Origin of the sequence: Aeromonas sp. 55A (genome assembly GCF_051919665.1) — a bacterium.
In the GTDB taxonomy this organism is placed as follows: domain Bacteria; phylum Pseudomonadota; class Gammaproteobacteria; order Enterobacterales; family Aeromonadaceae; genus Aeromonas; species Aeromonas veronii.
This window is the reverse complement of sequence record NZ_JBQBEH010000008.1, coordinates 337461-358048: the sequence shown is the minus strand read 5'-3', so window position 1 is coordinate 358048 and position 20588 is coordinate 337461. Positions and strand designations below refer to the sequence as shown.

Here is a 20588-nt window from a genome sequence, read left to right as displayed (position 1 = left end):
GAGTGGCACTGATGCAGATCCAGCAGGCCCGCGCCCATATCATGACCATGCTGGCTGGGGGAGAATCCCCCCGCGCCGACGCCGATGTACTGCTCTGTCATCTGCTCGATTGCCGTCGCAGCTATCTGATGACCTGGCCCGAGCGTGAGCTGGATGCCGCCCAGCAGGCCACCCTGCAGACGTGGCTGGCTCGTCGTCTCAACGGCGAACCTATCGCCCATCTCGTTGGCGAGCGGGAGTTCTGGTCGCTGCCGCTGAAAGTGAGCCCGGCGACCCTGATCCCGCGCCCCGATACCGAGGTGCTGGTCGAGCAGGCACTGACCAGAATCCCGCAAGGGCCGTGCGCCGTGCTGGATCTCGGCACCGGCACCGGCGCCATCGCGCTGGCGCTCAAGTCCGAGCGGCCCGAGGTCGATGTGTGGGCGGTGGATCGGATGGCGGATGCCGCGGCGCTGGCCCGCGAGAACAGCGCCGCGCTGGGGCTACCCATCGAGGTGCGCGACGGCAGCTGGTTCGAGCCCCTTGGCGAGCCGGATCGCGACGAAGCGCCACGTTTTGCGGTGATTGTCTCCAATCCCCCCTATATTGATGGCGCCGATCCCCATCTCGAGCAGGGTGACGTGCGCTTTGAACCCCGCTCGGCGCTGGTTGCCGATGACGCCGGGCTGGCCGATATCCGCCACATCGTGGCCCACGCCCCCGCTTATCTGCTGACCGATGGCTGGTTGCTGCTGGAGCATGGCTGGGATCAGGGGGAGGCGGTGCGTCAGTTGCTGCGTGATGGCGGCTACCGTGAGGTAGCCACGGTGCGCGATTACGGGGATAACGACAGGGTGACGCTGGGCCTCTGCCCGCTGCGCTGACGGTTCCTCACTGTTACACGGCGGGTTGCCTGTGCGCCCCCATGCAAGGATTGAATATGGTTTTTGTGCTCAAACACCTGCACCTCACCCTGATTGCCGGGGCCGTGCTGATGTTTATGCTCCGCTTCTACTGGGTACAGACCGCTACTGGCCGTGCCTATAGCGCGCCGGTGATGAAGGTCAGCGGCTGGCTCAACGGGCTGGTGGTGCTCTCCGGCGTATTGCTTTGCATGGTGCTGGATCTCAACCCGCTCAATAACGGAACGCCCTGGCTCAGCGAGAAGCTGATGGCCATTCTGGTGCTGGTATTTCTGGCGGCGATGGCGCTGCGGCTGGCCAAAAGCAATCTGGTGCGCTGGTGCTCCTTTCTGGGGGCGCTCGGCTGGATCTACTTTATTGCCAAGTTGGCAGTGCTCAAACAGACGAGTGTGTTCGGCTAAGGCATGAAGAGAATGTTACACATAGACGAATGGACCGATTTCGAAGCCCACGACATCACCGAGCTGGCGTTGTCAGTCAGTGACGAAATTTATGGCTCGGTCGAGGAGGGGATGCGCGAGTTGAACCTGCTGGACGAATGGCTGGACGAGCAGATCGAAGAGGGCACCTGCGACGAGGTGCGCCAGCAGTTGCTGCAGGGCTTCTACCACAGCCTCGGTTTTCATGGCGACTGGCAGGATTATTTCTCTGCCAACAACTGCGATCTCAATCAGGTGCTGGTTCAGCGCAAGGGGATCCCGGTCAGCCTCGGCATTCTCATTATCCAGCTGGGGCGCAAGCTCGGGCTCGATGTGGAGGGGATCTGCTTCCCCGGCCACTTCCTGGTGAGCTTTGCCGGTGGCGAGGGGGAGGTCTATGTCGACCCCTTTACCGGCGACGAGCTGAGTCTGGCCCGCATCGAGCTGCTGCTGCGCGGTGCGTTGGGGGACTTGGCGACCCTCACTCCCGACTACCTGCAGCCCTCCGGCCAGTGGGAGATCATCGAACGGCTGCTCAACGTCAGCAAGGGGGCCCTGCTGCGGGAAGATCGCATGCCCGAGGCGCTGCGTTGCAGCGAGCTGTTGCTGCGGATGAAGCCCGGCGATCCGCTGGAGACGCGGGATCGCGGCTTTATCTACGAGCAGCTCGATTGCCCGCGCCAGGCCGCCGACGATTTTGAATATTTTATTGAACAATGCCCGGACGATCCGGTCGCCGATGTGCTGAAAGTACAGCTGGCCGCGCTGGATCTGAGCCCCAAGCCCCTCCATTAAGGGCGGCTTGAAACTGAAACAGAAGAATATCAAGGCCGCTGCGTCCGGTCGCAACGGAGTAACTAGGCTTCAAGCCCTTTTATTAAGGATGTCTTAGATGGAACAGAAGAATATCAAGATCAACCAGATCGACGTTGCCAACGACAAACCGTTCGTGCTGTTTGGTGGCATGAACGTGTTGGAATCCCGCGACATGGCGATGGCGGTGTGCGAGAAGTACGTGGAAGTGACAAGCAAGCTGGGCATCCCGTTTGTCTTCAAGGCGAGCTGGGACAAGGCCAACCGCTCCTCCATCCACTCCTACCGCGGTCCGGGTCTGGAAGAGGGTATGAAGATTTTCCAGGAGCTGAAAGCGACCTTCGGCATGCCGGTCATCTCCGATCTGCACGAACCCCATCAGGCCAAGCCGGTCGCCGAGGTGGTGGACGTTATCCAGCTGCCCGCCTTCCTGGCGCGCCAGACTGATCTGGTGGAAGCCATGGCCCGCACCGGCAACGTCATCAACATCAAGAAGCCGCAGTTCCTCAGCCCAAGCCAGATGAAGAACATCACCGACAAGTTTGAGGAGTGCGGCAACGATCAGCTGATCCTGTGCGAGCGCGGTGCCAACTTCGGCTACGACAACCTGGTGGTGGACATGCTGGGTCTGGGCGTGATGAAGAAGAGCACCGGTGGCTATCCGGTGATCTTCGACGTGACCCACTCCCTGCAGTGCCGTGATCCGCTGGGTGCCGCCTCCGGTGGCCGTCGCGAGCAAGTGACCGAGCTGGCGCGCGCCGGCATGGCGGTCGGTCTGGCCGGTCTCTTTATCGAATCACACCCGGATCCGAAAATTGCCCGCTGTGATGGCCCGAGCGCCCTGCCGCTCGACAAGCTGGAAGGCTTCCTCAAACAGATGAAGGCCATCGATGACCTGATCAAGGGTTTTGAGCCCCTGGATACCTCTGCTTGATGGGACAAGCACTTATCACAAGGCCTCGCAATGCGAGGCCTTGTTTTTTGCGCTTGCCCAGTGAAAGCACGTATAAAAAAACGGCCGACAGGCCGTTTTTTGTGCTGATACAGCAAGTATCAGCGGTTCACTGCAGGACGCTGATTACAGGCTCTGGGTGAAAGTACGGGTAACCACGTCACGCTGCTGTTCCGGGGTCAGGGCGTTGAAACGCACTGCGTAGCCAGATACACGGATGGTCAGCTGCGGGTACTTCTCCGGGTTGGCGATTGCATCTTCCAGAGTTTCGCGACGCAGCACGTTGACGTTCAGGTGCTGGCCACCTTCAACAGCAGGTTCAGCCTGAACCGGCAGTTCGCGGTATTCGAACTGACCCAGGTCAGCCAGTTGTACTTCTTGATCGGCAGCGAAAGCATCGCCTTTGACGCAGATGCAGCGAGCTTGTTGCTTCTCTTCGTCCAGCAGCCAGAAAGAGTTCAGCAGAGCGGTGTTGGCGGCCTGGGTGATTTGAATGCCTTTGATCATGGTATGACTCCTCAATGGGAACGCGAATCCAACTGTAAGGAAATTACCCTGATGTATTTAAGCTACCGTCGATAGCGATGACTTAAAGGGCCCTTGCCTTACACCTTTTCTTTGATGGGGTCATATATACCACGGTGGTAATATTACCAAAGTTGATCTGGATCAAGAAAATCCGACAAATCGCCATTTCAATGGGATTAAATTCTTGAGTTGAATCAAAAATAGGTCATTTTTCTGATTTTTTAAGATATCCAAATTATGCATCTTTTATCTCGTTAATCTAGTAATTTAACCACATCTTTTCGGCTTTTTCTGGGGTTAATTGAGGGGTTGGCTACACTCAGCAAAAAAAGCGAGGAGAGTGCCGGGTGAATAATGGGTGGCGAAAGTGGGCATGGCTGGCCCTGTTCTGTTGCTGGGCAAGCAGTGTTGCGGTACGGGCCGAGACGGTGCGTATTGCTGTGGGCGAGTGGCCGCCCTATATCAGTGAGGCGTTGCCCAATCAGGGCTTTCTCTGTGAGGTGGTGCGCCAGGCCTTTGCCGAAGAGGGGCTCGATGTCAGCTTTCACTTCTATTCCTGGGCCGAGGCTTACCGACTGACTCTGGAAGGGCGCTATGTGGTCACCATGCCCTGGTTTCGCTCCCGCGAGCGGGAGCAGCTTTTCTATCTCTCCGCCTCGCTCGGCCATTTCACCACTCGCCTGATGACGCTGACCGGTACGCCCGCGGTCAATCTGGGTGAGCTGAAACACGAGCCGGTCGGGGTGACCCGTGGCTACTTCTATGGCGATGGTTTTGCCGCTCGCCAAGCCGGGCTCACTCTCGAGTGGTCAGATTCCGATGAGCAGAGCATGGGCAAGCTGCTTGACGGGCGGATCCACTATCTGGTGATGGATGAGCAGGTGGCACAGACTCTGTTCCAGCAGGCGCTCGTTCGTCATCCCCAATCGCTGTCACTGACCGGTGCCGCCGACCCCATCTGGTCGCAACCGGGATACCTGCTGATGCGCAAGGCTGATCCCGAGGCACGCCGTCTGATGCTGCTGTTCAATACCGGCCTGCGCAAGCTGGAGCGCTCGGGACGCCTCGCCAGGCTCTGGAAAGCGTGAGCCACGGTTGCGTCTTGCGGGCTGGCCCCCTATCCTGAGCCCTTCGCCGTATCAAGTGAGGAGGCCGGGGTGCTGACCTGGAGTGATGTGATTGGCTCTGAGAAAGAGCAGGACTATTTCAAGAGTACGCTGGCAACTGTCAGAGCCGAGCGGGAAGCGGGCAAGGTGATCTATCCGCCAGCCACCGATGTGTTCAATGCCTTCAAGCTGACCGAGCTGGATCAGGTCAAGGTGGTGATCCTGGGGCAGGATCCCTACCATGGCCCGAATCAGGCACATGGTCTCTGCTTCTCCGTCCTGCCCGGGGTGCGTACTCCCCCCTCACTGGTCAACATCTATAAGGAGATGCAGCGGGATCTGCCTGGTTTCGTCACACCCAATCACGGTTTTCTGGAGTCCTGGGCCAGACAGGGGGTTCTGCTGCTCAACACAGTGCTGACAGTGCAGGCCGGTCAGGCACACTCTCATGCCCATCTGGGGTGGGAAACCTTCACCGATCGGGTCATCGAGCAGATCAATGCCAGTTGTAACGGGGTGGTATTTCTGTTGTGGGGCTCCCATGCCCAGAAGAAAGGGCGTTTTATCGACCGGCAGCGCCACCACGTGTTGACGGCACCCCATCCCAGCCCCCTTTCTGCCCACCGTGGTTTTATCGGCTGCGGCCACTTTTCCGAGACCAACCGCCTGCTGGAATTGCAGGGTAAAAGCCCGATCGAATGGCAATCTGTCTGCCAACCACTTGATTGAGTGCAAAGTTCGGGCGACAAATGACCGTATACTCAGGAAAGTAACATTTTATTTCAGCGCCAAGGAGTGCCCATGTTATCGAGTCTGCACAAGGATCACCTCAATATCGCCCGACTGCTGGATCTGCTGAAGCAGAAGCTGGCCGCCATTCGTGCCGAGCAACCTATCAGCTATTTTCTGGTGCGCGATGTCATCGATTATCTGCGGGAGGTTTCTGACAAGTATCACCACCCCAAGGAAGATCTTGTCTATGACTACTACCTGAAATACCGGGTGGTGGAGGGGGATGTCGCGAACCGCTTGCATGAGGAGCATCTCAAGTTGCTGGAGGCGGGGACCGAGCTCAAGGAGATGGTGGAGATGATCCTGATGGATGCGGTGATCCCGCTCGATCAGTTCACCGCCAAGCTGGAGCGCTTCGTGGAGCTGCAAGAGGCACACATGAACTACGAAGAAGGGGTGATCTTCCCCCATCTGCGTGACTCCCTGACCGAGGATGACTGGCGTCATCTGGAGCAAAACTGGCAGAACCGAGCTATCGGTGATCCTCTGTTTGGTGCCGAGATCAGCCAGCACTTCCAGGCGCTTGCCAAGCGCCTCTCCCTGCCTTTTGCTGCCAGCTGACGCACGCGGCTTTCGGTCATCAGTCATCTGACTGTGCAGGTGTTACCCGGCCAATGTGCCGGGTTACTTATTGTTACTCACGCCACATGATTTTGTTGTGCCATTTGTCGGGCACAGTGAGCTGCCAGCGGGCCAGCTCGCTCTTGCTGAAGACATATTCGCCGCGCAGGGCCGCTCGCGGGGAGATAGTACGGGGCAGGGTGCCCGCCAGTATGGTGTTGATAAGGGACGCTGCCTGCAACCCCTGATCGTGGCCGTCCAGTTCCAGCCCGCCGATGGCCATCCCCTTGCCGACGGCAAACTCCCAGAAACAGAAGAGAGGAACCGGTGTGTTGGCGCTGGTCCACTCCAGCACCGTCTGTTCGCTCACATGCTTGCCATTATCGTCGACCAGCGTGTGGTAGAGGCCGAGGAAGATTGCCTGATAGCCATTCTTCTTGGCGTTGAGCACCGCCTCCTGCCAGAGGCTGTAATCCCCCATCATCTGGCTTATTTCGCTGATGTTGCGCTTGAGCAGGGGGCGTTCCAGCACCCCGGTGATCTTGGGGTGGCCGACAAAGCCCTTGAGGCGGGGGTTTTCGTTCATGCCGAGAAAAACAACGGGAGTACCCAGCGAGGCGATCTCGTTGGCCAGATAGTTGATGGCATTGTCATCCCCCAGCACCACCAGATCCGGTTTGCTCTTGAGATAAAAAGCGATAGCCCGTTGAGCGATGTCGTCGAACGCCTCCCGTGGATGGCGTTTGGTATCCATATAGAAGTGAGAGATCTTGTGCTCCCCCTGCAACCCTTTGCGCAAACCTTCGTTGTAGCTCTGGTCCCAAAGGTATTCGGGATGGTAGCTGCTGATCACCAGAATGTTGGCGGCCCAGAGCGGCAGGGAGAGGGTGGAGAGCAGTAGTAACAGCAGGGAGGTGCGCATGGGAAGGCCCCTGTCGAGTGATAGTGTATGCATGCTCAGTATGGGCAGTGTTTGCCGTTACTGTCATCTCGAAACCGGTATGGCAGGGCGCGATTTTTTTTCGGTTGAGCGGATCGGACGCCAGCCCGCACTCTGCTTGGGGTCGGGTTTTATTGAGTCTTTTTTTGGTTGGTCGTGAACTGTCCCGCTCGCTGAAAAACCTGTTCTGGATCAAGAAATGAGGCTGCGCTTTGGTGCCTAATAGACACCACATATAGGGACGCATTCGTTTTTAATCCCTATATGTTGTGTTATTAAGCTGTGTATAAGCTGTTCCCCTCCTATCTTCAGCCCAGGCTTGTCAAGCCTCGGCTGAATTTATTTGCGTCCAGGACGAGATGCCGGGAGGGGGGCCCAACAAGGGTGAGCCAGAGGCAAATGCCTGGCCTTTTAACGGGGAAAATCCATGAAACCGGTTGTGATCAAACGTGACGGATGTCGCGCACCATTCAATGCCCAGCTGATTCGCGATGCGGTCAGCCGAGCGGCGGAAGCGGTCAATCAGGCCAATCCGGCACTCGCCTCCCGCATTGCCAATGCCGTGAGTCAGGAGCTGGAAGGGCGTGGTGAAGTTGATATCCACGAGATCCAGAACCGGGTCGAAAACCACCTGATGGCTTCCGACGACAAGGCCATCGCCCGTGCCTATATCGAATATCGCCACGACAGGGATCAGGCTCGCGAGGCGCGCGGCCGTCTGGCGCAGGAGATCCGTGGTCTGGTCGAGCAGACCAACGCCGCCCTGCTCAACGAAAACGCCAACAAAGACTCCAAGGTGATCCCGACCCAGCGCGACCTGCTGGCCGGTATTGTCGCCAAGCACTATGCCACCAGCCACATGCTGCCCCGTGATGTGGTTCAGGCCCACGAGAGCGGTGATCTGCACTTCCACGATCTCGATTACTCACCTTTCTTCCCGATGTTCAACTGCATGTTGATCGATCTGAAAGGGATGCTGACCCACGGCTTCAAGATGGGCAATGCGGAGATCGATACCCCGAAATCCATCAGCACCGCCACGGCCGTGACCGCCCAGATCATCGCCCAGGTGGCGAGCCACATCTATGGTGGCACCACCATCAACCGCATCGATGAAGTGCTGGCCCCCTATGTGACCATCAGCTGGCAGAAGCACCGTGAAGTGGCCGAAGAGTGGGGCATTGCCGATGTGGAAGCCTATGCCATGGCCCGCACCGAGAAAGAGTGCTACGACGCCTTCCAGTCGCTGGAGTACGAGGTCAACACCCTGCACACCGCCAACGGTCAGACGCCCTTCGTCACCTTCGGCTTTGGCTTGGGGGACAGCTGGGAGTCGCGGATGATCCAGCGTGCCATCCTCAGCAACCGTATCGCTGGTCTTGGCAAGAACAAGAAGACCGCCGTGTTCCCGAAACTGGTGTTTGCCATCAAGGATGGCCTCAACCACAAGCAGGGCGATCCCAACTACGACATCAAGCAGCTGGCGCTGGAGTGTGCCTCCAAGCGGATGTATCCGGACATCCTCAACTACGACCAGGTCGTGAAAGTGACCGGCTCCTTCAAGACCCCCATGGGTTGCCGCTCCTTCCTCGGTGCCTACGAGGAGAATGGCGAGCTGATCCACGAAGGTCGCAACAACCTGGGTGTGGTGAGCCTCAACCTGCCGCGCATTGCCCTGAAATCCCGTGACGAAGCGGACTTCTGGGATCGTCTGGATGCCTCCCTGCGGGTCGCCAAGAAGGCGCTGATGTACCGCATCACCCGTCTGGACGGGGTGAAAGCACGGGTTGCTCCGATCCTCTATATGGAAGGGGCTTGCGGCGTGCGGCTGAAGGCGGACGACAACGTCAGCGAGATCTTCAAGAACGGTCGTGCCTCCATTTCCCTCGGTTATATCGGGGTTCACGAGACCATCAACGCCCTGTTTGGTGACAAGGTGCACCTGTTTGACAGCGCCGAGCTGCAACAGAAGGCCATCGCCATCATCGCCCGTCTCAGGGCGGCCATCGATGAGTGGAAAGAGGAGACTGGCTACGGCTTCAGCCTCTACTCCACCCCGAGCGAGAACCTCTGCACCCGCTTCTGCCGCATCGATGCCAAGGAGTTTGGCGTGGTATCCGGCGTGACCGACAAGGGTTACTACACCAACAGCTTCCACCTCGATGTGGAAAAGCAGGTCAACCCGTACGACAAGCTGGACTTCGAGGCGCCCTATCCGCCCATCGCCAGCGGCGGCTTCATCTGCTATGGCGAGTACCCCAATATCCAGCACAATCTGGAAGCGCTCGAAAACGTCTGGGATTACAGCTATGACAAGGTGCCCTACTACGGTACCAACACCCCCATCGACGAGTGCTACGACTGCGGCTTCACCGGCGAGTTCGAGTGCACCTCCAAGGGCTTTACCTGCCCGCGCTGCGGTAACCACGACCCGGCCAAGGTGTCGGTGACCCGCCGTGTCTGCGGCTACCTCGGCAGCCCGGATGCGCGCCCCTTCAATGCGGGCAAGCAGGAAGAGGTGAAGCGCCGCGTCAAACATATGTAAGCGCACAGGCGATGAAGAGCTGGCCCCTGACTCAAGGGGCCATTTTCATTGGAGGGCGGCAGTTATGCCGCTGTCCCGTGAACGAGGCAGGAAACAAGCGATGCACTACCACCAATACTACCCGGTCGATGTGATCAACGGCCCCGGCACCCGTGCCACCCTGTTTGTCTCGGGCTGCGAGCACCAGTGCCCGGGTTGCTACAACCAGAGCACCTGGCGGCTCGATGGCGGCAAGCCGTTCGATGAGGCGATGAGCGATCGCGTCATTAGCGACCTCAACGACAGCCGGATCAAACGGCGAGGCCTGTCGCTCTCCGGCGGCGATCCGCTCCACCCGGCCAACGTGCCCCACGTGCTGGCACTGGTGAAACGGGTACGCGCCGAGTGTCCGGGCAAGGATATCTGGTGCTGGACCGGTTATCTGCTCGGCGAACTGTCAGAGGCCCAGCGCGAGCTGGTGGCCTTGCTGGATGTGCTGGTGGATGGCAAGTATGAAAAGGAGTTGGCAGACCCCGGCCTGCTCTGGCGTGGCAGCAGCAATCAGCAGATCCACGACCTCAACGCCTGGCGTGATGCGGGTGAGCTAATTCCCTGTCTGGTTTGCAGTTGAAGCCCGGGATGTTTATGGTTAGCCCATTCCAATCCTGACGACATTCATGAAGAGGAGAGCCGAGATGAACAATCTGCTCAAGATCCTGCTGGCCATTTTCCTGCCCCCGGTGTGCGCGTTTATCCAAGTGGGCTTTAGCCTGCACTTTTTAATCAACATCGTGCTGACCCTGATGGGCGGTCTGCCGGGCATGGTCCATGCGCTCTGGCTGGTGGTGAGCGACAAGCGCGGCTGATGCCAGCGGATGGTTAGTGAGCTTATTGACGATAAAAGGGCCAACCTCTCGGGGTTGGCCCTTTTGTTCATGTTCATACGAATACTTTTTCGTTAGGATGGGTGACTGACCAAAAGGGCGCGTGTTGAGCGGCCTGCAGTCCGGCAATAAGTACCGGCAGAGAACAAGGAGCGTTACATGAAGTGGAAAGTCGCAGTATGGTCAGGTCTGGCAGTGACACTGTTGCTGGGGTGCTCATCCCGTCAGGAGGTAGCGCACGAGCGCGCTCCGATCGCTATCTCTCTCGAGCAGTTGTCCAGCTACTGGGTTCAGGAGAAGCAGTGGTCATGGCTTGGCAATGACGAGCCCGCCCAGCCGGCCAAACCGGTCAAGGGGTATGTGGAAGTTCGCTATCAAATCGACGCCAGCGGCACGCCGGTCAAGCCGGAAGTGGTGGCGGCCGAGCCCCCCGGCGAGCTGGAACAGAGCGCGCTGGCGACTCTCTCGCGGATCCGCTACAGCCCGGCAGAGGGCAACCCGGATGCCATTCCGGTCGAGGTGACCAACCGCTTCAAGATCGAGATCAACTGATTCCCCACCACTCTGATGCCAGAGAAAGAGAGACCCCGGCCAGGCCGGGGTCACGTTTATTGCTGTTTGCAGTCGTTGTAGGCGGTCTGCCACTCGCCATCCTGATCCCGAAGCTCGACAAAGCCCTCATCCCCCTTGTTCCACCAGACGGCCTCATGTTCGTCTGTATAGCGGGCGCCGGAGGCCGAGACGGCCTGGGGCAGGGTGTAATCCTTGCCATCCGGCAGCGACAGCTTGATAAAGCTGAGGCTCTCGTCGGAGAGGGAGAAGTAGCGCACCTGCACCTTCTTGCCTTGCTCGCACTGGTAACTGACCGGTTCGCCACCAGTGACGGAGAGGGTATTGCCCTGATTGCAGCCAGCGAGCAGGCCGAGGGCCAGCGCACCAGCGGCCATCATATGTACCTTATTCATGATTACAGCTCCATTGGTGTCATACGGGCGTGAGCCTAACAGGTTGCCGTTATTGTGCAATCCGCGGGGCCATTCGGTGCGTCGCTGGCTGTCCGGCATACCGCGCGAGTATGAGAGGGTGCTATCAGGAAGGCATCGTCAATCAGTAGAGGCCAAGTCTGGTTTCAAACTGGCGGATCAGCGTCTCATAGATGCCGTTGTTTTTGATCTTCTGCAGCCCCTGCTCGAACTGCTTGGCCAGCGCTTCCCCTTGCGGGTGGTGGCGGGAGAAGGCGAGCCAGAAGCCATCAGTGGAGAGCTTGCCAACCTTGACCACCTTGCCGGTCAGCTGCTTCTGCTGGATCTTGAGGTAGCCCGGCATGCCGTTCATCAGGATGTAGTCGACCCGGCCACGTACCAGCATCTCGAGGATCTGGGCATCGGATTTGGCCTGAAAGCGGGTGATCCTGGGGTTCTCCATAAAATCGGTGGGGTAGGTGTAGCCGAGGGTGATGCCCACCCGCTTGCCCTCCAGCGAGGTGAGTTTGAGATCCCGTTGCGGGTCGCTGGCAAGGGCGAAGATGGCAAGATCCTCTTCGAACATGGGGGTATCGTGCCAATGGTACTGGTAGCGGTTCTCTTCGGTGATGGTGGCGTTGAAGCACCCCGCAAGTTTGCCGCTTTTCGCATCGTGCATGCAGCGGGCGAAGGGGAGGGTGCGAAAGACAATCTCGATCCCTTCGGCGGCGAACACCGCCTTGACCAGCTCAGGCGCCAATCCGTGGGGCTGGTCATCCTCATTGTCCTTGTCGCGCTCGCAGTAGGGGGCCCAGTCATCTTCGGCACCAATGACAAGCGAGGTGGCCCCGAGCGGGCTGGTAGCCAACAGCATCAGACAAACCAGCCATTTTTTTAACAACGGAACCATAAGTGTGCACCTCATCGACAGCAGCCTTACAAGCATAGCCACACTTCTGCGCTGACTTGTAGTGGCAGGAGTATTGGTGAGGGAGGTAAGCGAGGGCGAGAAAAAAAGCCCCGGCAGGCGACGGGGCGAAAGAGAGCTCATCCATGGGCTGACAACAGTGCTTACAACAGGAAATCAATAACCGAAGCGGGTTGCCTCGAAGCGGTTGAGCAGCCGATGGACGAGGTAGCAGGCCAGCAGGGTGACCACGATGGCAAACAGGATGCTGCTCACCCGGTAGAGGGCGCTGAACACCAGATCGTTGCCCGGGGTGAGGTACTGGCCAAACAGGATGCCGAGGGTAGTGAGGGCGCCAAAGCCGACTCCGGAGCCGCCAGCCTCCTTGACGTGGGCATGGCTGAACAGCATGGCGCCGAGCCACAGCAGTGGAGCGACCAGCAGCAGTTGCCCTGACCAGTCATAGAGCACCAGCTGGCCGAGCAAGCCGAAGGTGACACCCAGCAAGGTGCCCATCGCCCGTTTGCGGGCATAACTCAGCGCACCGTTCCAATGCATGGGGAACAGCACCAGCAGGGTTGTGGCCTGGGCAGACATGGAGTCACGCAGGTCAAACACCTGAAATACCAGAAACGACAGGGTGGCCACAGTGGCCCCCAGCAGAGCTTCATGGCGCATCCGGTGCGGCGCCTTGGGGGCCGAGGCTGGCTTGGGTCTGGCTTCCACATCCGGGATCAGCATGGTCATCAGGTAGGCGATCAGCACCGACAGCAGGCTCGCCCAGATATTGTTGAGGAGCAGGTCGTTGAGGTCGGTCTGCGGATAGCTGGCAAAGTGCAGCATGATGCTGAGGCTCAGCACCCCGTTGGCCCCGAACAGAAACAGGCTGCCCCGCGACATGGCGGCGAAGCGGTAGAGAAACAGCATGAAGGCGATAGGGGTCATCAGCGCCGGATGGCTGCCAAACAGTCCCCCCAGCAGCCCGACCTCCACCCCACAGACCACCGCCGCCGCGATCAGCTGGCGCGCGGCATGGCGATTCATCACCGGCACCATCCCCAGCAGCAGCACAGGCGTGACCGTATAGAAGACTCCGTAATTCCAGCCAAACAGCTTGCAGAGCAGAAAGCCCGTGGTGCAGCCAAAGGCGATGCGCAGGCACTGGCGCAGCTCGTTGCCGGTGAGGGGCCGATACCAGAGGTGAGCGGCAGCCCCACCGGCGGGGTGGGCTGGGGCGGTATCGGCCGACGGGTGAGTGGCGTGGTTAGTAGACATAATGGAGCAGGCTGAGCAGGTGGATCTGGCCCCGTGCCAGCATGGCAGTCAGGGCATTGTCCGGCAGCAGTTGCACCGTGGCCCGCGCCCCGGCTGGCAGATGGTCGGGGAGCTGCTCCAGCTCGAGGTGCAGCCGCATCCGCTGGGCATCCCGTACCCAGCGATCCGACTCCACCGGTGCGGCCAGTCGACCATTGGCATCAAACTGACCGGCACTCACCCCGGCATCCAGACTGCTTACCCGAGCAGGATAGAGCTGACCCGGCTCGCCATCGAAGGCGACCAGTGCGCGGGTTTGCGCGCCGACATGGCGCAGGCTTTTCTCCCGAAAATCGGCAATGACGTCCACCTGTTCCGACACCAGCGCCAGCAGCGGGCTGCCCGCGCTGGCGATACTGCCCGGCTTGAGCTGCAGGTTGGTGATGGTGCCATCCTGATCCGCGTGGACCCGGCTGTAAGAGAGGGCCAGTTGCGCTTGCGCCAGCTTGTTGCGGGCCTGGCGCAGCAACAGATTATCCTCACCGGTTACGCCACGACTGGCTTTGATCTGGGCCAGTTTGGCCTGACTGGCGCGCAGGTTGGCCTGGGCGCTGCGCAGGGCGCTGTCAGCTTCATCTTTTTGTTGCAGCGAAACCATATGACGTTGGTAGAGCGCATCGATCCGCTCAGCCTCGCGCCACTTCTGGCTGGCCAGGGTCTCCTTGGCGTTGATCTCGGCAACGGCAGCGGTCAGGGCGGCATCCAGTTCACTGTTCTGCTGCTCTGCCTGCGCCAGCGCAAGGCGGGCCTGCTCCACCGCCAGTTCAAAAGGGGCCGGATCCAGCCTGAACAGCAGATCCCCCTTCTTGACCTGCTGGTTGTTGTGAACGGCAACCTCGATCACCTTGCCGCTCACCTGGGGGGCCAGCTTGGTGACCACCCGGGTCGCCATCGCCTGAGGGGTGAGGGGCATCAGCAGGTCGGCTATCAGAAAATAGGCAAACAAGGTGGCAAAGCCAGCCATGGACCATTTGATCCAGCGGGTAAATTGTTGATCCGGGGTCATCTTATTCTCTCTCTGTGTCGGTCTCGGGAGGGCTTGTATCGCCTCCGGCTTGTCGGTCGTGGTGTTGTTCAATTTTGCTGAGGGCGTTGGCCGAGATCCGCTGCACCGTGGCTTCAAACAGTTGCAGGGTCTGCTCGTCGATGCCCCCCAGCAGCTCCCGGCGGATATTCATGATGCGGTCGGCGATCTGATCGAGCAGGGTCTGGCCGGCCGGGGTCACACAGACGATGCGGGCCCGCTTGTCCTGACTGCAGCAGTGGCGCTCAATCAGTCCCTGCTCTTCCAGCTGGCCCAGGGTGCGCATCAGGGAGGGGAGCTCTATCTCGAGGGCTTCGGCCAGGGTCTTCTGGCTGACATGGTTCCCCATGCGGGAGAGTTTCCACAGCGCGGTCCAGCGGGGATGGGTGAGGCCAAGGGGAGCCAGCTCCAGGTCGGCGGCAGTACGCCATAGCCGGTGCATCCGCGCTATCTGCTCGGCGAGCGACAGCTCGCGCAACCTTTCCAGATCCGTCATCTTCTCATCCTCAATGTACTTAGCATGCTAACTATCATACTTGTTTAGCAGGCTAAGTAAATAGTGTGATGCTGATCATGTTTCTGGTCAGATCTTTCGCTGGTGAGGGCGAGCAGCATTCGAGCCCCTGATATTATTCTCGGGGCTGATCCACTCGAGACTCTCTTGCCGATTCGGATATTGCGCCGTGAATAGAGGATATCCGGTGGTTATTTTCATGAAATTTTCAGCTTCAGCGAGCAGCTCTTTTTTTATCCGCTAATATTGATGGGGTTATAAAACAAGGGAGAAACGGGTTGTGGATGGATATGACAGTGGATGTGTGTATCTGGCAATTGAAGCGCTGTTGAGTGATGGAGAATATGGTGCAGAGTCACACCATGGCGTGAATCGGGAAGGCGCAATCAGAAGTACCGATATCAGTCATGATTTTGACCCCGCCAATATTCCATTGCTGTTGGCAGAATAGACCTGACCGTGTGTGATCCTTGTGAGTTCAAGCCAGTGCTCTGGTATTCGCTGGCTTGACTCATCACTATTTCAATCTCCCCTTTTTGCATCTTTCTCCTCACCCTTTTTCATCGTGCGTGCTTCCTGCACGCTGACTTAAACCCTGATGTGGCAAGCCGTGGCGCTCGCGTTATGACGATGACATTGCCCGCTGATTATCACTCACAGGATCTGTGGCGATAAATGGTCGCAGAGCTTGTCATCTGGCTCTGTTATTTCCCCGAAGGGGGGAGATCATCGCATCGTTATTACTGCTGATCACCGAAATATCCGCCATTGGGCTCGCTCGTTTTATCGCCCTATTTCCTGGTCGAGCAGGGCATCGATGGTCTGGTGTTCTATTGTGCAGCGCACGTTGGCGGCACCATGATGTTTAAGTTTTTAATGTTTTTATATGGCTTTGCAGTCTGGCTAACCGACAGGGGAGAGGGGGATCAATAAAGTAGCGGCCACAATCACACGCAGAGTACATAACAATGAAAAACCTCTCCCCCCTACAAACCACACAAGAAAAGGCCGCCTTTATGGGCGGCCAACAAATTGCCGGTATGCCGCTCTTTATATTTCTGGGGCTGGCGACCTGCGTTCTCTTTTCCGGCTGGAATGGCTCGTTGCCGCTCGGCATGGTCGGTGCACTGGCACTGATGTTTGTGCTGGGCACCCTGCTGACCGAGCTGGGTGAGCGGATCATGCCGATCCGTGAATACCTGGGGGGTGGCACCATACTCGCCATCTTTGGCGGCGCCGCCCTGTTCGAATACCAGCTGCTGCCGGTGCAGGCGGGGCAGGTCATCACCAACTTCATGAAGGAGGGAGGGTTTCTCAACTTCTTTATCGCCAGCTTAGTGACTGGCTCCGTGTTCGGCATGAGCGGCGCTTTGCTGAAAAATGCCGCCATGCGCTATCTGCCGGTCATTCTTGGCGGCGTCGCACTGGCACTGCTGAGTGTGGGGCTGGTCGGCTCCCTGATGGGGTATGGCTTCAAGAATGCGGTGCTGCTGATCGGCCTGCCGATCATGGGCGGTGGCATGGGCGCCGGTGCGGTGCCTCTGGTGGAGATCCTCTCCGGCCCGATGCAGATGTCCAGTGCGGATCTCTTGTCACGCATGGTACCGGCGGTGGTGATCGCCAATACCCTGGCCATTCTGGTGGGCTCGCTGCTGGCGCGGCTCGGCCGCCGCTACCCCTCCCTGACTGGTAACGGCAAGCTGATGGTTAAAGAGAGTAGCCAGAGTATCGCCGAGGAGCAGGCTGAGGCGCCGACCCTGCAGAGTCTGGGCATGGGGCTTTTTATCAGCTCCAGCATGTTTGTGCTGGGCTCCCTGCTTGGCAACTTTATCCCCATGCACCCCTTCGCCCTGATGATTTTGGCGGTCGCCTTTATCAAGGTGAGCGGCCTGCTGCCGCGCCGTTATGAGCAGGCGGCGGCCGACTGGTATCAGTTTGTGGTGAGCAACCTGACCCCCTCCCTGCTGGTGGGGATCGGCGTCGCCTATACCAGTATTCCGGAGCTCATCAGCGCTTTTTCCATCAGCTACTTCGTATTGGTCATGGTCACCGTGATCGGTGGCGCCCTCGGCGCAGCGCTGGTGGGCCGGATGATCGGTTTCTATCCCATCGAGGCGGCCATCACCGGCGGACTCTGCATGGCCAACATGGGCGGCACCGGCGATGTGGCCGTGCTCTCGGCGGCCCAGCGGATGAAGCTGATGCCCTTTGCCCAGATCTCCTCTCGCCTCGGCGGCGCCGTGATGCTGATCTTGGCCACCGCCCTAATCTCCCTGCTTGCCTGATACCGGATTGAGGAACACATAAGATGAACGACATCATGATGGGCACCAGCCTGCCCTATGCAGAACGCAAGCGTCAGGGGGTGCGAGGCCGCATGCCCCACAAGGAGGAGTCACTCTCCCAACAGCGGCGCCGGATCTACCGGTTGGTCAGCGCGATGCAGAGCCCGTTTGACCAGCATCTGCTGCTACGCCAGTTGCAGGAGGACAACCCGGTGCTCTTCTACGATCTGGTGCGCCACCACCTGCCGGAGCTGCTGCCGATCATCTACACCCCGGTGGTGGGGGAGGCGTGTCAGCGCCACAGCGATCTCTATCTGCGCAGTCACGGCCTCTACCTCTCCTGGCACGACCGGGATGATCTTGACGACATCCTCGAGTCGGTGGAGCAGGAGGTGGATGTGATCGTCATCTCCGATGGCGAGCGGGTGCTGGGGCTCGGCGATCTAGGTATCGGCGGCATGGGGATCTGTATCGGCAAGCTGGCGCTCTACTCCGCCGCTGGCGGCATCAACCCGGCCCGTACTCTGCCGCTCTGCGTTGATGTGGGAACCAACAACCCCGAGCTGCTGGAGGATGACTCCTACCTCGGCTGGCAATCCCCGCGCATTGATGGCGAGAGCTACTACCACTTCATGGACAAGGTGGTGGCCGCCATTCGCAAGCGCTGGCCGCAGGTGGTGCTGCAGTTTGAAGACTTTGCCGGCAAGCACGCCGCCAACCTGCTAACCCGCTATCGGGACGAGCTCTGCATGTTCAACGACGATATTCAGGGCACGGCGGCTGTGGCCTCCGCCTGCGTGCTGGCCGGGTTGCAACAGGCGGGCACGGCCCTGTGCGATGCCCCGGTGCTGATCGTCGGGGCGGGCTCGGCCGGTTGCGGCATTGCCGCCATGCTGGCCCAGCTGGCGGGGAGTCACGACGGTGTCTGGCTGTTTGATCAGGATGGGGTGGTCTGCTGCGATCGTCCCAACTTGACCCGCGCCCAGCAGCCGTTTGCCCGCGCCGTGGAGGAGGGTAACTGCTCGCTGCTGGAGACCATCCGCCAAGTGCGACCGGCGGTCTTGATTGGCGTGAGTGGTCAGGGTGGCCTCTTTACCCGCGAGGTATTGCAGGCGATGGGGGCGGTGTGCGATCAGCCGGTGATCCTGCCACTCTCCAACCCGACCCGCAGCGCCGAGGCGACGCCCGAGCAGGTGTGGGCCGCCACAGATGGCCGCGCCCTGCTGGCCACCGGCAGCCCCTTTGCGCCGGTAACGGTGGCCGGGGAGCGGCGGGTAGTCTCCCAGTGCAACAACGTCTATGTCTTCCCGGGGATTGGTCTCGGGGCCTGCGCGGTCAAGGCGCGCCGCATCAGCGATGGCATGTTGCTGGCCGCGGTGCGGGCGGTCGGCGCCTATCCGTTGGTGGCGGGTCGGCTGTTGCCCCCCATCGAGCAGGTGGGAGAGGTGGCCCGCGCCGTCGCCAGAGCGGTGGCACTCTGTGCCCGCGAGGAAGGATTGGCCGATTTTGTCGGCGATCCGGCACCTTTGATTGACCAGACCTGGTGGCATCCGCACTATTGGGCTGCGTCCTGACGTTTTAAGGTATGTGCATGAAACTTCGCCACCAGTTGGTCACCCTCTCTCTTGGGCTCTCCTTGCTGCTGATCCTCATTCTGGGCAGCCTGCTGGCCCTCTTTATCCGCCATCTGCTGGAGAGCAATCTGCAGGATAAGGGGAGCGATCTGGCACGGGTCATGGCGGCGGACACCCGGGTGGTCGAGGCCCTGCGTCAGGGCAGTGATCCTACCCTGCGCGACTATGTGGAGGCGGTCTGCAACCGCACCGACGCCACCTATATGGTGGTGACCGACGAGCATGGTCGCCGCCTCAGCCACCCCAACCCCGAGCTGGTGGGGCAGAAGTTTCGCGGCGAGGATATCTGGCCCGCGCTGCAGGAGCGGCGCAGCTACTGCTCCAAGGATCGGGGCACCATGGGGCCAGCGATCCGCTGCTTCTCCCCGGTGGTGGGCGGGGATGGGCGCGTCATGGGTGCCGTGGTGGTGGGCTACCTGATGCAGCAGGTGGAGGGCATCTACATGGAGCGGGTGGCCCTGCTCATCAGCGCCATTGTGGCGGTGCTGGGGTGCGGCCTGCTGCTGGCGCTCTGGGTGCAATACCTGCTGCGCAAGACCCTGCTCGATCTGGAGCCGGAGGCGATCGTGCGCCGCTTTACCCTGCAGGATCTGGTGCTGGAGCACATCACTGAAGGGGTGATTGCCCTTGATGGTCGCGGCAATATCAACATGATCAACAGCACCGCCAGCTATCAGTTGCGGCTGCCGGTCACCGGGCGCCACGCCCTGCAGGGACAGTCGCTGGCGGAGCTGGTGCCGCCCCTTGCCCCCTGTCTGGAGCAGGAGGGTGGAGAAGTGAGTTTCACCATTCAGGGGGAGTCCTTCGTCGGTCGCTGGCAGGCGGTGCAGGGCAAGGCGCCGGGGCGGCTTCTGATCTTCAGTCGTCCGGAGGTGGCTGCCAGTCTGGGGGTACAGGTGACCCATCTGCGCCAGTATGCCGAGATGCTGCGGATGCAGAGCCACGAGTTCGCCAACAAGCTGAGCAGCCTCTCCGGCCTGTTGCAGCTGGGCCATGTGGATCAGGCGGTGGAGCTGATCCAGCAGGAGAACGAAGCGTGCCAGACCATGCTGCAGGAGCTGCTGCGGCTGATCGACAACAAGCCGGTGGCGGGGCTTATTCTCGGCAAGTTCAGCCGGGCCCGCGAGCTCGGGGTGACCCTGGAGCTAGATCCCGATTCGGCGCTGGCGGAGTATCCGGCCTCGGTCTCGGCCGATCTCATCACCCTCATTGGCAACCTGCTGGACAACGGTCTGCAGGCGGCTTGGCGCAACCGCCAGCAGCGGCCGCCGCGGGTGCTGCTCTCTCTGTGCGATGTGGGGCGGCGACTGGTGATCGAGGTGGAGGATAGTGGCGAGGGAGTCGACGAGGAGCTGGCCGATCACCTGTTCGATTACGGGGTGAGTCGCCAGAGCGGCGATCACGGGGTGGGTCTGTTCCTGGTCAAGGAGACCGTGGGTCGGCACGAGGGTGTGATAGAATGGCGGCGAACCGCCGAGCAGACCACCCTGTTTGGTATCTACTTGAATAAAAACCAATTAATGTGAG

The 20588-nt window shown here is 59.8% G+C and carries 22 protein-coding genes; 15 read left to right on the top strand and 7 right to left on the bottom strand.

Features of this window, described 5'->3' with window-relative positions:
• Positions 1-11: 11 nt before the first annotated feature.
• The 4 genes from prmC (at position 12) to kdsA (ending at position 3068) form a co-directional block, all read left to right on the top strand.
• Complete coding sequence (gene prmC / locus ACTG2G_RS05420; RefSeq protein ID WP_429204549.1) at positions 12-863, top strand: peptide chain release factor N(5)-glutamine methyltransferase; 852 nt, start codon at positions 12-14, stop codon at positions 861-863.
• 56 nt (positions 864-919) lie between these two features.
• Positions 920-1303, top strand: a complete 384-nt coding sequence (locus tag ACTG2G_RS05415; protein WP_005334939.1) for a SirB2 family protein — start codon at positions 920-922, stop codon at positions 1301-1303.
• Positions 1304-1315: 12 nt separating this feature from the next.
• Complete coding sequence (locus ACTG2G_RS05410; protein WP_005334938.1) at positions 1316-2116, top strand: SirB1 family protein; 801 nt, start codon at positions 1316-1318, stop codon at positions 2114-2116.
• Positions 2117-2213: 97 nt separating this feature from the next.
• Entirely contained in the window at positions 2214-3068 is an 855-nt protein-coding gene (kdsA, locus tag ACTG2G_RS05405; RefSeq protein ID WP_216951850.1) for a 3-deoxy-8-phosphooctulonate synthase, read from the top strand.
• Positions 3069-3212: 144 nt separating this feature from the next.
• Here kdsA and grcA read toward each other — a convergent pair whose 3' ends face one another.
• On the bottom strand, positions 3213-3593 hold the full coding sequence (grcA, locus tag ACTG2G_RS05400; RefSeq protein ID WP_033115325.1) for an autonomous glycyl radical cofactor GrcA: 381 nt from the start codon (positions 3591-3593) through the stop codon (positions 3213-3215).
• A 368-nt stretch (positions 3594-3961) separates the two neighbouring features.
• Between grcA and ACTG2G_RS05395 the strand changes: the two genes are divergently transcribed.
• The 3 genes from ACTG2G_RS05395 to ACTG2G_RS05385 all read left to right on the top strand — a co-directional run bounded on the left by ACTG2G_RS05395 (position 3962) and on the right by ACTG2G_RS05385 (position 6073).
• The gene (locus ACTG2G_RS05395) at positions 3962-4702 is read left to right on the top strand and encodes a substrate-binding periplasmic protein (RefSeq protein WP_058055670.1); all 741 of its coding nucleotides are present in this window, start codon (positions 3962-3964) and stop codon (positions 4700-4702) included.
• A 69-nt stretch (positions 4703-4771) separates the two neighbouring features.
• Positions 4772-5449, top strand: coding sequence for a uracil-DNA glycosylase (gene ung / locus ACTG2G_RS05390; RefSeq protein WP_429204552.1), 678 nt, complete (start codon positions 4772-4774; stop codon positions 5447-5449).
• 72 nt (positions 5450-5521) lie between these two features.
• Complete coding sequence (locus ACTG2G_RS05385) at positions 5522-6073, top strand: hemerythrin domain-containing protein (RefSeq protein ID WP_216951846.1); 552 nt, start codon at positions 5522-5524, stop codon at positions 6071-6073.
• Between the two features lie 73 nt (positions 6074-6146).
• On the opposite strand, the gene ACTG2G_RS05380 is transcribed toward ACTG2G_RS05385, so the two are convergent.
• On the bottom strand, positions 6147-6995 hold the full coding sequence (locus tag ACTG2G_RS05380) for an ABC transporter substrate-binding protein (RefSeq protein WP_421387456.1): 849 nt from the start codon (positions 6993-6995) through the stop codon (positions 6147-6149).
• Between the two features lie 445 nt (positions 6996-7440).
• On the opposite strand from ACTG2G_RS05380, the gene nrdD reads away from it, so the two are divergent.
• From nrdD to ACTG2G_RS05360, 4 genes are all read left to right on the top strand, one after another.
• On the top strand, positions 7441-9558 hold the full coding sequence (gene nrdD / locus ACTG2G_RS05375; protein ID WP_257687142.1) for an anaerobic ribonucleoside-triphosphate reductase: 2118 nt from the start codon (positions 7441-7443) through the stop codon (positions 9556-9558).
• Between the two features lie 100 nt (positions 9559-9658).
• Entirely contained in the window at positions 9659-10168 is a 510-nt protein-coding gene (gene nrdG, locus ACTG2G_RS05370; RefSeq protein WP_421257963.1) for an anaerobic ribonucleoside-triphosphate reductase-activating protein, read from the top strand.
• A gap of 64 nt (positions 10169-10232) precedes the next feature.
• Positions 10233-10403, top strand: a complete 171-nt coding sequence (locus tag ACTG2G_RS05365) for a YqaE/Pmp3 family membrane protein (RefSeq protein ID WP_005338440.1) — start codon at positions 10233-10235, stop codon at positions 10401-10403.
• A gap of 177 nt (positions 10404-10580) precedes the next feature.
• Positions 10581-10973: a TonB family protein gene (locus tag ACTG2G_RS05360; protein WP_429204556.1), complete on the top strand. Its 393-nt coding sequence runs from the start codon at positions 10581-10583 to the stop codon at positions 10971-10973.
• 56 nt (positions 10974-11029) lie between these two features.
• Here ACTG2G_RS05360 and ACTG2G_RS05355 read toward each other — a convergent pair whose 3' ends face one another.
• From ACTG2G_RS05355 to ACTG2G_RS05335, 5 genes are all read right to left on the bottom strand, one after another.
• Positions 11030-11386, bottom strand: a complete 357-nt coding sequence (locus ACTG2G_RS05355) for an MliC family protein (RefSeq protein WP_139464163.1) — start codon at positions 11384-11386, stop codon at positions 11030-11032.
• Positions 11387-11528: 142 nt separating this feature from the next.
• Complete coding sequence (locus ACTG2G_RS05350) at positions 11529-12293, bottom strand: substrate-binding periplasmic protein (protein ID WP_416033847.1); 765 nt, start codon at positions 12291-12293, stop codon at positions 11529-11531.
• 174 nt (positions 12294-12467) lie between these two features.
• The gene (locus ACTG2G_RS05345) at positions 12468-13565 is read right to left on the bottom strand and encodes a DUF2955 domain-containing protein (RefSeq protein ID WP_439985248.1); all 1098 of its coding nucleotides are present in this window, start codon (positions 13563-13565) and stop codon (positions 12468-12470) included.
• Positions 13555-14610 (bottom strand): HlyD family secretion protein, encoded by a 1056-nt coding sequence (locus ACTG2G_RS05340; protein ID WP_429204560.1) that lies wholly within the window; start codon positions 14608-14610, stop codon positions 13555-13557. Before ACTG2G_RS05340 ends, ACTG2G_RS05345 begins: the two co-directional genes overlap by 11 nt.
• Before the next feature lies 1 nt (position 14611).
• A complete protein-coding gene (locus tag ACTG2G_RS05335) occupies positions 14612-15124 on the bottom strand; it encodes a MarR family transcriptional regulator (protein ID WP_005349886.1) in 513 nt (170 codons plus the stop codon).
• Between the two features lie 298 nt (positions 15125-15422).
• Between ACTG2G_RS05335 and ACTG2G_RS05330 the strand changes: the two genes are divergently transcribed.
• The 4 genes from ACTG2G_RS05330 (at position 15423) to ACTG2G_RS05315 (ending at position 20587) form a co-directional block, all read left to right on the top strand.
• Positions 15423-15593: a hypothetical protein gene (locus ACTG2G_RS05330; protein ID WP_162838752.1), complete on the top strand. Its 171-nt coding sequence runs from the start codon at positions 15423-15425 to the stop codon at positions 15591-15593.
• Between the two features lie 517 nt (positions 15594-16110).
• Complete coding sequence (locus tag ACTG2G_RS05325) at positions 16111-17427, top strand: 2-hydroxycarboxylate transporter family protein (RefSeq protein WP_421343311.1); 1317 nt, start codon at positions 16111-16113, stop codon at positions 17425-17427.
• 23 nt (positions 17428-17450) lie between these two features.
• Positions 17451-19001, top strand: a complete 1551-nt coding sequence (locus ACTG2G_RS05320) for an NAD-dependent malic enzyme (protein WP_429204563.1) — start codon at positions 17451-17453, stop codon at positions 18999-19001.
• Positions 19002-19018: 17 nt separating this feature from the next.
• A complete protein-coding gene (locus tag ACTG2G_RS05315) occupies positions 19019-20587 on the top strand; it encodes an ATP-binding protein (RefSeq protein ID WP_021229142.1) in 1569 nt (522 codons plus the stop codon).
• The last annotated feature ends 1 nt before the right edge of the window (position 20588 follow it).